At 40.9% G+C, this 14,453-nt stretch carries 10 protein-coding genes; 1 reads left to right on the top strand and 9 read right to left on the bottom strand.

Translation table 11 applies throughout. From position 1 onward, the window contains the following. The first annotated feature begins 85 nt into the window (after positions 1-85). On the top strand, positions 86-532 hold the full coding sequence (locus STO1_RS04740) for a DUF1694 domain-containing protein (RefSeq protein WP_096422192.1): 447 nt from the start codon (positions 86-88) through the stop codon (positions 530-532). Here the strand turns inward: STO1_RS04740 and STO1_RS04735 are convergent. The 9 genes from STO1_RS04735 to ligA all read right to left on the bottom strand — a co-directional run bounded on the left by STO1_RS04735 (position 529) and on the right by ligA (position 14,403). After that, entirely contained in the window at positions 529-1,644 is a 1,116-nt protein-coding gene (locus tag STO1_RS04735) for a glycerate kinase (protein WP_096422190.1), read from the bottom strand. The genes STO1_RS04740 and STO1_RS04735 overlap by 4 nt on opposite strands. Positions 1,645-1,653: 9 nt before the next feature. Then, entirely contained in the window at positions 1,654-2,298 is a 645-nt protein-coding gene (serB, locus tag STO1_RS04730) for a phosphoserine phosphatase SerB (protein ID WP_096422188.1), read from the bottom strand. 61 nt (positions 2,299-2,359) lie between these two features. Further along, positions 2,360-3,793, bottom strand: a complete 1,434-nt coding sequence (gene glgA, locus STO1_RS04725) for a glycogen synthase GlgA (protein ID WP_096422186.1) — start codon at positions 3,791-3,793, stop codon at positions 2,360-2,362. Then, positions 3,790-4,929 carry a glucose-1-phosphate adenylyltransferase subunit GlgD gene (glgD, locus tag STO1_RS04720; protein ID WP_096422184.1) on the bottom strand — a complete coding sequence of 380 codons (1,140 nt, stop codon included), beginning with the start codon at positions 4,927-4,929 and terminating at the stop codon, positions 3,790-3,792. The genes glgA and glgD overlap by 4 nt, the downstream gene beginning before the upstream one ends. Continuing rightward, on the bottom strand, positions 4,919-6,061 hold the full coding sequence (locus STO1_RS04715) for a glucose-1-phosphate adenylyltransferase (RefSeq protein WP_096422182.1): 1,143 nt from the start codon (positions 6,059-6,061) through the stop codon (positions 4,919-4,921). Before STO1_RS04715 ends, glgD begins: the two co-directional genes overlap by 11 nt. 158 nt (positions 6,062-6,219) lie before the next feature. Beyond that, entirely contained in the window at positions 6,220-8,115 is a 1,896-nt protein-coding gene (gene glgB, locus STO1_RS04710; protein WP_096422180.1) for a 1,4-alpha-glucan branching protein GlgB, read from the bottom strand. Between the two features lie 272 nt (positions 8,116-8,387). Further along, positions 8,388-9,812, bottom strand: coding sequence for an NADP-dependent glyceraldehyde-3-phosphate dehydrogenase (locus tag STO1_RS04705; protein WP_084851319.1), 1,425 nt, complete (start codon positions 9,810-9,812; stop codon positions 8,388-8,390). 197 nt (positions 9,813-10,009) lie between these two features. Continuing rightward, positions 10,010-12,295: a type I pullulanase gene (gene pulA, locus STO1_RS04700; protein WP_096422178.1), complete on the bottom strand. Its 2,286-nt coding sequence runs from the start codon at positions 12,293-12,295 to the stop codon at positions 10,010-10,012. Between the two features lie 149 nt (positions 12,296-12,444). Beyond that, positions 12,445-14,403: an NAD-dependent DNA ligase LigA gene (ligA, locus tag STO1_RS04695; protein WP_096422176.1), complete on the bottom strand. Its 1,959-nt coding sequence runs from the start codon at positions 14,401-14,403 to the stop codon at positions 12,445-12,447. Between the last annotated feature and the right edge of the window lie 50 nt (positions 14,404-14,453).

Below are 14,453 nucleotides of genomic sequence, written 5' to 3'. Positions count from 1 at the left end.
ATCTTTGTGCAAATTTTCCTTAACTTTATAAAGTAATCGCTTTCTTTTGTCTGTTTTCATGAGATTTTTGTGATATACTATTTTCATGACAGATTTATCAAAACAACTACTAGAAAAAGCTCATGGTGGGCCAAAATTAAACCCGGATGAGCAACGTCGTTTTCTCGGCACTTTCGAGGAAAGAGTTCTAGGCTATGCGGATGTTGAGACAGCCAATAGCCTTCAGCTACAAAAGGGATTTTTCTCTATTTTAGAAAGGTTTCAAGAAAAGGTAGAGGAACTTTTTGTGAAAATCTCACCAAATATCGAGTTTGACAAACAGGTCTTTTACTTAAAACAAGCAAAGGAAAGCAACTGCCAGGCGACTATTGTTTCAGATGATCATATCACCTCTCCTTTCGGCCTTGTCATTCACACGAACGAACCTGTTCAAGTAGATGAAAAAGACCTTAGACTTGCATTCTCGAATCTCTGGGAGGAGAAAAAGACAGAAACTCCTAAAAAATCAATCTGGAAAAAATGGTTCGGTTAATCCTTCCTCATATTTAATAAATGACCGATATTAGTAGCTGTGTGCTCCAAATAGAGACTTGCATTTTTCAAACTATTCTCTAAAGGTTCACATTTCTCTAAAATGGAAAAGGCAGCTTCTATATTTTCAAATGGTAGGGGAGGCAAATCGTCAGTAAGACTACCACAAATAGCAATAACTGGAACTCTGTTAGGGGTTCTTTTTGCTACGCCGATAGGAGCTTTTCCAGCAAAGCTTTGACTGTCCAGTCTGCCTTCTCCAACGATAACCAAGTCGGCACCTGCAACTTTCTTGTCAAAGTCTATCAAATCCAAGCAAGTATCAATCCCAGATACGATACAGGCCTTAGCAAAGGCACAGAGTCCAGCAGCAATACCCCCACCTGCCCCTGCTCCTTTAAGAAATAGGGTAGAAGGCGATAATTTTTCATAGAACCGCTGCATAGCCAGATCTACTGTCTCAAATAAAGCAGGATCCAAGCCCTTTTGTTTTCCAAATGTATAGGTCGCTCCTTGATGACCACATAAAGGGCTCACGACATCTGCTAAAATGCGAATTTTCACATCTTCAGGAATCCTATACAACTCACTGTCTGAAACTGACTCGAACTCAAGCAAAGTCTGACCGCAAGCTGGTAATTCCTTTTCATTCTTATCATAAAAACAATAACCCAGACTAGCAGCAATGCCTATCCCACCGTCATTACTAGCCGTACCACCAACGCCAATATAGATTTCCTTCATTCCTTGATCAATGAGATGGCGAATCAGCTCTCCGATACCTCTGGTTTGGATGTGGAGGGGATTTCGTTTCTCCCGCGGAATCTTTCCTAAACCAACCAAGTCAGCAACTTCGAAGAGCGCTATTTGATCTTTTTGAAAGTAGCGCATTGATTCTTTTAGCCCAAAAGGCCCTGTCACCTCTTGCCATTTTTCTTCGAGTTCAAGAGAATGGCGAATAGCATCTACAGTTCCTTCCCCACCATCACCAACAGGACAGAGCAGACATTCTACATCCGCTATTGACTGTTCGAAGCCCCTTTTTATAGCTTGAGCGACCTCTTCTGCTGTCAAACTTTCTTTAAAAGAATCGGGTGCGATTACAATTTTCATAGTTCCCTCTCATTCTAAGAAATCAATCAAAGGAAGAACTTCCAAAAAATCCCTCGTATCTACATGACAAGCTGTCTCTGCTTTTACGACCTCTTTGGCACAAAAGGCTATACCGTGGCCTGCTGTCTTTAACATCAAGAGGTCATTGGCACCATCACCGATAGCAATCGTTCTTTCTTTGGGTAGTTCTAATTCCTTTCTCCATTTCTCAAGAGTAGCATTTTTTACTTGACCTGTCACAATTTCACCAACTAATTTTCCTGTTAAAAAACCGTCTTTGACTTCCAACTGGTTAGCAGAGAAATAGGAGATACCAAGGGATTCTGCCAATCTCTCAACTATTGGTGTAAAGCCACCAGACACTAGACCGACTAGAATGCCCTTCTTTTGAAGAATGGAGATAAATTCTTGAGCATTCTTGGACAGATGGATAGATTTGAAAACTCTATCAAAGACCGAGATTGGAAGATCTTTTAACAAAGCCACTCTTGCTCTTAAACTTGTTTTAAAATCCAGTTCACCTCGCATTGCCTGGCTTGTAATTTGCGAAATTTCGGCTTCGCAACCTGCTTCTCTTCCTAAAAGATCAATCACTTCCTCTGCTATCAGGGTGCCATCAACATCCATGACACAGAGCCCCATTACTTGAGTCATCACTTCTCCTCTTTTCTAAACAGCCCAAAAATCGTATGAAAGAATCATACGATTTTATCTATTAGTTGACTAGACTATGGTACAAGTCAAGATAAGATTTGCAGGCTGTATCCCATGAGAAATCGCATTCCATAGCTTGTTTTTGTAGATTTTTCCAAACGTCCGGCTGGTACTTATAAACATCCAAGGCTGTTTGGAAACTCCAGTTAAGCCAGTATGGTGTTAAATTGTCGAAGCTAAATCCAGTACCAGTTCCTTCGATCGGATTGAAGGATTGAACTGTATCTCTTAGTCCACCCACTTCATGAACCAATGGTAGTGTTCCATAACGCATAGCCATCATTTGTGACAAGCCACATGGTTCAAAACGACTTGGCATGAGGAAGAGGTCACAAGCTGCATAAATTTCTTGAGCGAGCTTGACGTCAAAAGTGATATTTGCTGATAGTTTGTCAGGATAGACTTGCGCAAACCAGGAGAAGGAATGTTCAAAAGCCGGGTCACCTGTTCCTAAAAGGACTATTTGAACGTCCTCTTGTAAGAAACGATGCAAGCTCTCTACAACAACATCAAAGCCTTTTTGACGGGTCAAACGAGAGACAATCCCAACTAGAGGAACATCTGCTCGGACAGGTAACCCAACTCTCTCTTGCAAATTTGCTTTATTTTGTGCTTTTCCAGACAAATCTTCCTTATCAAAATGATAATCTAAAAGTGGGTCTGTTTGAGGATTATAAAGATCTGCGTCAATACCATTGACAATACCTGAAACCTTACCTGACTCCATCCGAAGAATCTGGTCCAAACCGCAGCCGAACTGACTGGTCATAATCTCGTGCGCATAGCTAGGGGAAACGGTTGAGACACGATCCGCGTAGAGAATACCTGCTTTCATCCAGTTGAGGCAATCATTCCACCGAAGGGTGCCATCAGCATAGCGTTCAAATCCAACACCAAACAAATCCCACAACATTCCTTCAGAAAATTGACCTTGGAATTCCAAATTGTGAATGGTTAAAACTGTTCTGATTCCTTGATATGCTTGAATCCAATGGTACTTTTCTTTTAACAAAAATGGAATCATGGCTGTGTGGTAATCATGAACATGGAGAAGATCAGGAATAAAGCCGATGCGTTCCATGGCTTCAAGAGCAGCCAGTTGGAAAAAGGCAAAGCGTTCACCATCGTCAAAATCACCGTACACATGGCCACGGAAGAAATAATATTGATTATCAATGAAGTAGAAGGTAACCCCATTCAAGACCGTTTTCTTAATACCACAGTACTGTCTACGCCATCCTACACTAACTTCAAAGTGGAGAACATCCTCTATCTGGTCACCAAACTTAGCTTCTACCATATCATAGTAAGGCAAGAAAACTGCAACTTCGTGCCCTGCTTTTACAAGTGATTTGGGAAGGGCGCCAATGACATCGCCCAAACCACCTGTTTTTGAAAAGGGTGCTCCTTCTGCCGCTACAAATAAAATTTTCATGAATAAATGTCCTCTGTTACTGTTTCGCCCTTCTTAACTACAACTGGATGTTCTGCTGTTCCTCGAATGACAACATCGTCCGCAACTTCAACTCCTTTGTCTAGAATGGCATATTCAACCTGGGCTCCTTGACCAATCACAACACGAGGGAATAAAATGCTGTCCTTCACCACACTATCTTTGTGAACATAAATATTACGAGATAGGACTGACTGAACTACCTCACCCTCAATGATACTACCAGAAGCGAACTGAGAAGTACTTACTTTTGAAGTATTCGCATAGTAGGTTGGTTCTTCATTCTTAACTTTTGTATAAATCTTTTGATTTGGTGAGAAGAGTGAGTAGAACTTTTTAGATTCAAGCATATCAATATTTGCTTGATAATAGGACTGGACAGAATGAATGTTTGCTAAGTAGCCTGTGTATTCGTAAGCAAAAGCTCCTTCTTTTACAGCTAAATCGCGGAGAACATAGCGCAACTTTTCAGGATATTCTTTCTGAGCTTCTTCTTCAAGTCGTTCAATCAACCAAGGAGTATCCACAACAAAGATATCTGTAGACATGTTGAAGAGTTCATCTGTAGATTTGTTATCAAAGAGTTTATGCGAACGAACATGGTCTGTTTCATCAATTTCCAAGATAGCATTCACATCTGAAATGTCTTTCTTCGGAAGTTTCTTATATACAACTGTGATCGGACCTTTTGTTGTATTGTGTAGGTGGAAGACTTGATTCAAGTCAATATTCACCAGCACATCGCAGTTAATCGAAACGGTTTGGTTTGAACCTGAACGTCTCAAGTAGGTAAGAAGCTGTTGGTAATACTCTTTTCCAACTGTACTGCTTTCAACACGAGTATTGTAAATTCCTAGATAGTAGTGACTTAGAAGTGTGGATAAGCCCCACTCACGACCTGAACGGATATGGTCAAAAACTGAGCTGATATTGTCTTGTTGGAAAATTCCAAAGACACTACGAACACCAGCATTTGCAAGGCTAGAAAGAGGGAAATCAATTAAACGATATTTTGCTCCAAATGGCAAGCTAGCCACCGGACGGTGTTCTGTTAACGTTGACATATCATGAAAACCAACTGTGTTTCCTAAAATGGCTGAATATTTATCAATCTTCATCTGATGCTACCCCCACTACTTCATTGTATCCTACTACTTGTACTTCGTCTGTTCCATCAATTTCGACACCTTCAGAAATAACAGCACCCTCACCAATAATGGCACGTTTAATTTTTGCACCTTTTCCGATAATGGCACCACTCATGATTACAGAGTCTACTACTTCAGCACCCTCACGTACTTGCGCTTCTGTTGAGAGAATAGAATGCTTAACAGTTCCATCCACGAGACAGCCATCCACAACTAAAGAATCTTCTACATGAGCGTGTTTTCCAATAAAGTTTGGTGGTGAAATCAAGTTCCGTGAGTAGATTTTCCACTGACGATCACGACTATCCAAAGCGTTGTTTGGATCAATGTATTCCATATTGGCTTCCCATAGAGACTCGATAGTACCAACGTCTTTCCAGTAGCCTTTGAATTCATAAGCATAGACGCTTTCTCCAGACTCAAGGTAATTTGGAATAACGTTTTTACCAAAGTCTGACATATCTACCTTGTTCTTTTCAGCAGCAACAAGCATATTGCGGAGACGTTTCCAATCAAAAATATAAATCCCCATTGAAGCCTTTGTAGACTTAGGTTGAGCAGGTTTTTCTTCAAATTCAACGATACGGTTATTGGCATCTGTATTCATGATACCAAAACGGCTAGCTTCCTTTAGAGGTACGTCTAGAACAGCTACAGTCAGACTGGCATTGTTATCCTTATGTGATTGGAGCATATCATCGTAGTCCATCTTGTAGATATGGTCACCAGAAAGGATCAAAACATGCTCAGGATTAATACTATCAATGTAGTCGATATTTTGGTAGATAGCGTGACTGGTCCCTTCAAACCAACGGTTTCCCTCACTCGCAGAGTAGGGTTGAAGGATAGAAACACCTGTGTTAATACCATCTAGTCCCCAGCTAGAACCATTCCCAATATGGTTGTTCAAAGCAAGAGGTTGGTACTGCGTAATAACACCAACATTATGAATCCCAGAGTTTGCACAGTTGGAAAGAGCAAAGTCAATGATACGGTAGCGCCCACCGAATTGCACCGCCGGTTTGGCAATGCTTTGAGTGAGTTTTCCGAGACGTGTTCCTTGCCCACCCGCAAGGATCAAAGCTAGCATTTCATTCTTCATTTTCTACTCCTTTATAAAGACATGTGAACGTTAAAATCGAAAGAAGGTCGGAAGTCAAACTTTTTATAAAAATAATAGGAAATCCATTTCTCTTTTGTTTCAAGTCCAATACAAGTACATCCGTTTTTAAAATATTAAAAATTGTAATCAACAGCCTGCTATTCTTTTTTCTTAGCTGGTTTCAAACGACGCTTGATCTTCCAAATGCTTGCTCCTATAGCAGGCAAGGTGAAGGTCAAAGTCTGCTCGTAATCTTTCCATAAGCCTTCTTGAGTCTGAACTGTTTGATTGTGTTCTTTCCACACACCTCCCCATTCTTCTAATTCTGTATTCCAAACTTCTTCGTAAATACCTGCAACAGGTAAACCAATCGTAAAGTCCTTACGTTCAACTGGTGCCATGTTAAAGACACAGACTAACATTTCGTCCTTCTTGCCCTTACGAATAAAGGAAAGGACACTCTGATCTCTATTATCAGCATCGATAATCTCTATACCATCATAACTAGTATCAATTTCCCAAAGACAACGATGCTCTTTATAGAATTGATTTAGTTGTGAAGTGAAATGCTTCATCTTGGCATTCATCGGATCTTCTAGATTAGACCATTCCAACTGCTCCTCAGACTTCCACTCTAGGAATTGCCCGTACTCACTACCCATGAACAAGAGTTTCTTACCTGGATGACAAATTTGATAGGTGTAGAGGTTGCGCAGACCAGCGAACTGATTGTAGCGATCTCCCCACATCTTATGCATCATACTCTTTTTGCCATGAACCACTTCATCGTGTGAGAAAGGTAGGAGATAGTTTTCATTGAAAACATACATAAAGCTGAAAGTCACAAGATTAAAGTCATACTTGCGGTAAATCGGATCTTCCTCGTAGAAACGGAGAATATCATTCATCCAGCCCATATTCCATTTATAGTCAAATCCAAGGCCACCCATTTCTTTCATACCAGTAATCTTTGTCGCTGATGAACTTTCTTCTGCAATCATCATGATATCTGGATGAGCTAACTTAATCACTGTGTTCAACCGTTGAAGGAAATAATAACCTTCGTAGTTAAGGTTTCCACCATCTTTGTTTGGAGTCCAAGGAGCATTATCATAATCTAGGTAAAGCATATTGCTTACTGCATCTACCCGAATGCCATCTAAGTGGTAAAAATCAATCCAAAATTTAATACTTGAAATCAAGAAAGACTGGACCTCATTTTTCCCGAGGTCAAAATTCAGAGCACCCCAACCATAGTTATGAGCCTTGTTGTGGTCTTGGTATTCAAAAGTTGGTGTACCGTCATAATATGCCAAGGCATCATCATTAATGGTGAAATGACCTGGAACCCAGTCTACGATAACACCGATATTATTTATATGACACTCTTCAACGAAATCCTGGAATTCCTCAGGTCTACCATAGGAATGTTCAAAAGCAAAGTAACCCATAAGCTGATAGCCCCAGCTCAATCCAAGTGGGTGAGCCATTAAAGGCATGAACTCAATATGTGTATAGTTCATCTCAACTAAGTATGGAATCAACTCGTCTTTCAGTTGCGAAAACGTATAGGGACTACCATCTGGATTTCTCTTCCAAGACCCTGCATGAGCCTCGTATATATTAACTGGTCTCTCGAAAAATCCCAGACGTTTGCGACGTGCTAGCCAAAGTCCATCTTTCCATTTCTTTTCACGGATATTGGTCAAAACAGCTCCTGTACCCGGTCTAGCTTCAAAATAAACTGCCAAAGGATCAATCTTCATAATCTGGTGACCATTTGCACGCGTGATATGATATTTATAAATCTGACCTTCCTGAGCTTGACTCGTAAAGACTTCCCAAACACCTGCTTCATTACGAATCATGGGAATCTGATTCTCAACCCAATCGGTAAAATCACCAACTAGATGAACTGCTTGTGCATTCGGGGCCCAAACCCTAAAGGTATAGCCTATTTCTCCGTTTTTCTCCTCTCTATGCGCTCCTAAATAATGCTGGAGGTGAAAGTTCTCACCTGTAGTAAAGGTTCTTAATGCTTCTTGATTATTCATTCAATCCCCTTTCTTTTGTAAGCGTTTTCTATGATTCCATTATACACTCTTTTAAGATAACTTTCAAGTAATTTACGAAGGAAATCATATTTTTTTATGAAAGTCTTCAAAAAATTACCGAGCATTTTAAAAATGATATATCCTGAAATAGAACACGAAACAATTTCCATATATTTTTTTATTATAATACCAAAACATCCGTTTTTTATCAATTTTCTACTGTATTTTTTTGAAAAAATAAAACCAGGAAGTTATTTTCCTGATTTTATAGATTATTTCACATCAAAAACAATGGATTTAACATTTGTCATCGCTTCGATACTATATTTAATTCCTTGTACGCCTGCACCAGAACCTTTTACACCAAGGAATGGGAAATTATCTGGTCCACGTTGTGTTTTATTATTAATATGAACGGTTCCCACTTCAAGTTTTTCAGCAATTTCAAACGCCTTCTTGAAGTCATTTGTAAAGACAGAGGATTGAAGACCAAACTCAGATTCATTGGCAATTGCTACTGCTTCATTCGTATCTGCGACACGGATAATTGGGAGAACAGGTCCAAACGGTTCTTCCCAGGCTACTTTCATATCTCTTGTAACTTGGTCAAAAAGCACTGGCCAGAGAAGATTGCCTTCACGCTTGATTGGTGTAAGAGCCTTAGCACCTTTTTCTTGTGCATCTTCGATCAATCCCCAGATGAAATCAGCTGAAGCATTGTCAATAACAGGTGTGATATCAGCATTGTCAAATGGATCACCGACTGTTAGCTTAGCGACTTTAGCCTGGAGCAATTCGGCTAACTTGTCTGCTACGCTTTCTACAACTAAGACACGTTTAATAGCGGTACAACGCTGACCAGAGTAGCTAAATGCACCACTCACGATTTGATTGGCTGCATTCTCTAAATCTGCATCTTCTAAAACGATTGCTGCATCTTTCCCACCAAGTTCAAGCATAATCGGGCGCATACCAGCTAAACGACCAATACGCTCACCAATCGGTGTTGAACCCGTAAAGTTAATGAAGTTAACTTCCTTGTGTTCAATGATGTAGTCTCCGATCTCAGAACCTCGTCCAGTGATGGTATTGAAGACACCTGCTGGGATTCCTGCTTCGTCAAATGCTTTAGCTAGCAAGAGACCAGAAATAGATCCTTGCGTTGGTGGCTTAAACATAACGACATTTCCTGCAATCAGAGCCGGAGCAATCTTGGATCCAGAAAGATTGACTGGGTAGTTAAATGGCGCGATAGCTAAAACAACACCAACTGGCTCACGATGGACAACGGCTAGTTTGTTTTTACTTGCAGCTTCAAAACCGCCACCTTCCATTGCTTGTCCAGTAATACGGAGACCTTCCTCAGCAGCAAAACGAATCAAATCTGCTGTACGTACTACTTCTCCAATGGCTGCTTTAATCCCTTTTGCAACCTCTTTGGCAAGAATTGTACCAATTTTTTCTTTATCACGTTCTAAAATATCTGCTGTCTTATGTAAATAGGCTGCACGCTCAACTGGTGCTAAATCACGCCATGCTGGGAGAGCTGCACGCGCAGCTTTCATAGCCTCATCTACTTCAGACTGACTCATAGCGGGTACTGTACCTAGTTTTTCTTGATTGATAGGAGAATAGATCGTAATCTTGTTCTCTGATGATTTCCATTTTCCATTCACTAAATTCTGATAATTTGTCAAATTCTCTTCCTCCTGAAAATGATTAAAACTTATTTTATCAAATTTTCAGAAAATTACAACCCTTTTTGTGAAAATATTGATATTTTTTTCACAAACTTGATTCTTCAAATTATTTGAATTTTATTCCTATTAGATATTGGTTTTTCAATAAAAATCAAAAAAGGTCTAGTTAATCTAAACCTTTTCAGAACATTAATTTACGAGAGTACTTTTAAGACTACGACACTGGTATCATCAATCACATTTGATTCTTTAGAACGACTATTAGACACCAGCATTTCAAGATTTCCTGCATTCTCAAAGTAGAAGGAAGTCCCTTTCGCATTAAAGACTACCAATAAGTGCTCTGGTCCACCGTGAATTTCGTAAACAATCCACCCACTATTTTCAGCAGCTGTATGGACAAAAACATGACGGTAAACTTCTTCGTATGTAGGATAGGAGAAGGCACTGGTCTGTGTTTTCAGGCGAATAATCTGGCGAATAAAGTTAATGCTCTCTTGTCTCTCATTGATTAAATCCCAGTTGACCTGGTTGACACTATCTGGAGCATTGTAGCTGTTCATAGCCCGTTCTCTATCTGCCGCAGTCAGCTCGCCATTTTCTCCAGTAGCAAGGAGTTTAGTGCGGCCAAATTCTTGACCCAGCTCTATAAAGGACATCCCTTGCATGAGAATGCTCATCGCTGTTGCTGTCTCAACTTGGCGCATAATCTTATCTGAACTGTGATTTGGATGAAGGGTTACTAACAAATCATGCAAGTTGTAATTATCATGGGCCTCCACATAGTTAAGGATTTGGTTTGGGCTAAGATATGAGCCCAACTCTCGACTACCAAGAATGGCTTTGGCTACGATTGGTTCTGTAGCTGCACCACTAACAAATCCTGCCTTGATTGAGCCATAAACTTCTCCTCCTTTGATGGCATCTCGCTGATCATCGTTGAAAAATCCAATATTTGGCATCTGGTAGGCATTATCCTTCTTGGCCTTGTCATAAGGTGCAAGACCTGTCCCCATATCCCAACCTTCTCCATAAGTGAGAATACGCGGATCGACTTCATCTAACGCCCAGCGAATTGCCTGCATGGTTTTAACATCGTGAATTCCCATCAAGTCGAAACGGAAGCCGTCAATATTGTATTCTTTCACCCAATAAAGGAGTGAGTCAATCATATACTTGCGGTACATTTCGTGTTCGCTTGCGGTTTCATTTCCTACACCTGTGCCGTTTTGGAAGGTTCCATCTGGATTCATACGATAGTAATAATCAGGAACAGTTGTTTGGAAAGGTGCATCAACTGTTGAGAAGGTATGGTTGTAAACGACATCCATAATGACACCGATTCCTGCATCATGATAAGCCTGAATCATGGCTTTGAGATCTCGAATAACCTGTCCTGGATCATCTGGATTGCTAGAGAAACTTGGTTCTGGCGCATTGTAGTTTTGAGGGTCATAACCCCAGTTATAAGTTACATTCCCGTCCTCGTCGTATTCCTTATGGCGATCAAAGATTGGTTGGAGCTGAACATAATTACAGCCAAGTTCTTTGATATAGTCAAAGGCAGTTGCTTGACCATACTGGTTAACTGTTCCAGTCTGGGCAGCCCCAAGGAAGGTCCCTCGAAGGTTTTCTGGAACTCCAGATGTCGGTGATTTTGTAAAATCACGAATGTGCATCTCACAGATAACGGCTTTACATGGGTTCTCCAAACGCCAAGGAGCATCTGTCCCATGTTTGACTTTGAATCCTTCTACTTGTCTATCTTGCTGAGAGAGGATAACAGAACGTTTCCCGTCAGAACTTGTAGCGATAGTGTATGGGTCTCGTGTCAAAGTCTGGTGGTGCGGAAACTCAATCTGATACTGATAGGCTTTACCTGCAAGATTTTCATCCAGGTCTACACTCCAAACACCAATAGTATTGTACTTATGGCTGTATGAATAGCTATTCCCACGCTCAAGATTAAAGGTTTTCCAAATCGGCGCGTCGTTACTTGTATTTTCATAAACAACCACTTGGACTGCTGTAGCTGTTGGAGCCCAGAGTTTAAAGCTTGTCTGGTAGTCTGAGATACTATAACCTAACTCTCCTTGGTATCCCCAATGATGATCAAAACTTTCACTGTGAAAGGCTTTATCAAAAGCAAACGGGTTTTGATCTTTATAGTAAGGACTTGCAATGGCTGGATTTTCAGAATAATAAACTGTCTCATCACCATCCAAAATCCAAACCTCAGTCAACAGTGGATAATGGTTAAACCGCAGGAGATAGTCCTTTGTCTTTCCATCGATTTCGATAGAAAAGGTCAGAGTATCGAGCCTTTCTGCACTTGTAACTGTAAAGGAGAATTTTGCTCCAAAATAGTCATTTTCATAATACAAATTTTCTTTAATATCCGCCTGTTTTCTACTGAATGAACAAGCATCATAATCCCCATTTTTTCGGTGAAAATGGATGACTACAGGGTATCTATACATTACTTTTCCTAATTCCTAATTTTAATTTTTAAGTCATGCTGAAGAATTTAACGGGAATTTCAGCACAATATAGAATAGCTTTAATAGATATAAAAACACATCAGGAGAGATAGTTCCATACTATCTAACATCTAGTTTTCAACTATTCTTTACAAACTTTCTAGCCAGGCCTCATCTCGAACTTCGATACCAAGTTCTTGTGCTTTTTGGAGCTTGCTTCCTGCATCTGCTCCTGCTACGACAAGATTCGTTTTCTTAGATACACTGCCTGTGACCTTGGCACCGAGGCTTTCGAGTTTACTTTTGGCTTCAGAACGTGTGAGACGTTCCAATTTACCAGTTAATACAATTGTCAAACCTGACAAGGCTGCATTTGCTACTACTGTCTGTCCTTTGTAGTCCAGATTGACTCCAGCTTCTTTCAACTCGTCTAAGAGAATATTCGACCCTTCTGTAGCAAAATAAGTCTGAAGGCTTTGGGCAATCACACTACCCAAGCTCTCGATACTTGCTACTTCCTCTGGATCTGCTTGGGCTAGATTTTCAATAGAGTGGAAATGTTGGAGCAAGAGCTGGCTAGCCTTGCTTCCGACATGGCGAATTCCCAGACCAAACAAGAGCTTTTCAGCAGAGTTTTCCTTGGATGATTGAATGGCTTGATACAGTTTAGAAGCAGACTTTTCCTTGACGCCTTCTAAAAGGAGGAAGTCTTCTTCTTTCAAACGGTAAATATCCGCCACATCCTTAACCAGATTAGCAGCAAAAAGCTTTTCGACGATAGATGGACCAAGTCCTGTAATATTCATGGCATCTCGAGAGGCAAAGTGAATCAAGCCTTCCATGATTTGGGCAGGACAGCGAGGATTGATACAACGAAGAGCTACTTCATCTTCAAAGTGAAGCAAGTGACTGTCACAACTTGGACAATTAGTCGGAATATCTAGTTTTTCTTCAGAAACACGCTTAGACTCTACCACACGCAAAACAGCAGGAATGATGTCCCCCGCCTTATAAACGATAACTGTATCATCTTTGCGGATATCCTTTTCAGCAATATAATCTACATTGTGCAGTGTTGCACGGCTAACAGTTGTCCCAGCAAGCTGAACAGGTGTTAGATTGGCAGTCGGGGTCACAACACCCGTACGACCTACTGTCCAGTCAACTGAAAGGAGCTGGGCTTCTTTTTCTTCAGCAGGAAATTTATAGGCGACTGCCCACTTAGGCGCTTTGACAGTAAAACCGAGCTCTTCTTGCCCTGCTAGGTCATTGACCTTAATCACCACCCCATCGATATCATAAGGCAGATTCTCTCGTTCCTGTCCAACTTCTTGGATGAAATCCCATATCTCATCTATGCTTTCAGCCAGAATTCGTTTAGGATTAACTACAAATCCAAGCTGTTCAAGATGCTTCAAGACTTTTTCTTGGCTATCACGAGTAGAAGGGCTGGCTTCTTGATAGAGGAAAGTGGCAAGATTGCGCTTGGCTACTACTGCTGTATCCAGCTGACGCAAGGTCCCAGCTGCTGCATTACGAGGATTGGCAAATTCAGGCTCCCCATTTTCTTGGCGAGTTTGGTTGACCTGATCAAACGAAGCGCGTGGCATATAACACTCTCCACGAACGGTGATATCTAGTTCTTCTGGCAAGGTCAAAGGAATGTCCTTGACACGCTTGAGGTTCTCTGTGATATTCTCTCCAATAGAACCATCCCCACGTGTCGCACCGACAACCAAAATCCCCTTTTTATACGTAAGCGAGATAGATAAACCATCGATTTTCAGCTCACAGATATAGATTGGATGGGGTAATTCCTTTCGAACACGCGCATCAAAAGCTTCTAACTCTTCACGTGAAAAAGCATCCTGCAAACTATAAAGAGGATACTGATGACTGTATTTTTCAAAACCATCTAAAACCTTACCACCAACACGATGGGTCGGACTGTCCGCTAAAACTTGATCTGGATAGGCAGCCTCCAACTCGACCAACTCTCGGTAGAGGCGATCATACTCGCTATCTGAAACCGAAGGATTGTCACTCGTATAGTACTCCGTCGCATAGCGGTTGAGTAAGGCAACTAACTCATTCATTCTTTCATTCATAAAACCATTTTACCACAAACCAAGCCCTCCTCACAATGGAGAAGGGCTGA

It is taken from the genome of Streptococcus oralis subsp. tigurinus, from assembly GCF_002356415.1.
In the GTDB taxonomy this organism is placed as follows: Bacteria; Bacillota; Bacilli; order Lactobacillales; family Streptococcaceae; genus Streptococcus; species Streptococcus oralis_F.
Note: the sequence above shows the minus strand (reverse complement) of the source record. Positions and strands in the feature narration are given on the sequence as shown.

Bases quoted from the DNA above. Each gene is read 5' to 3' on its own strand.
- STO1_RS04740 (WP_096422192.1), top strand. From the start codon at position 86: ATGACAGATTTATCAAAACAACTACTAGAAAAAGCTCATGGTGGGCCA.
- STO1_RS04735 (WP_096422190.1), bottom strand. From the start codon at position 1,644: ATGAAAATTGTAATCGCACCCGATTCTTTTAAAGAAAGTTTGACAGCA.
- serB (WP_096422188.1), bottom strand. From the start codon at position 2,298: ATGACTCAAGTAATGGGGCTCTGTGTCATGGATGTTGATGGCACCCTG.
- glgA (WP_096422186.1), bottom strand. From the start codon at position 3,793: ATGAAAATTTTATTTGTAGCGGCAGAAGGAGCACCCTTTTCAAAAACA.
- glgD (WP_096422184.1), bottom strand. From the start codon at position 4,929: ATGAAGATTGATAAATATTCAGCCATTTTAGGAAACACAGTTGGTTTT.
- STO1_RS04715 (WP_096422182.1), bottom strand. From the start codon at position 6,061: ATGAAGAATGAAATGCTAGCTTTGATCCTTGCGGGTGGGCAAGGAACA.
- glgB (WP_096422180.1), bottom strand. From the start codon at position 8,115: ATGAATAATCAAGAAGCATTAAGAACCTTTACTACAGGTGAGAACTTT.
- pulA (WP_096422178.1), bottom strand. From the start codon at position 12,295: ATGTATAGATACCCTGTAGTCATCCATTTTCACCGAAAAAATGGGGAT.
- ligA (WP_096422176.1), bottom strand. From the start codon at position 14,403: ATGAATGAAAGAATGAATGAGTTAGTTGCCTTACTCAACCGCTATGCG.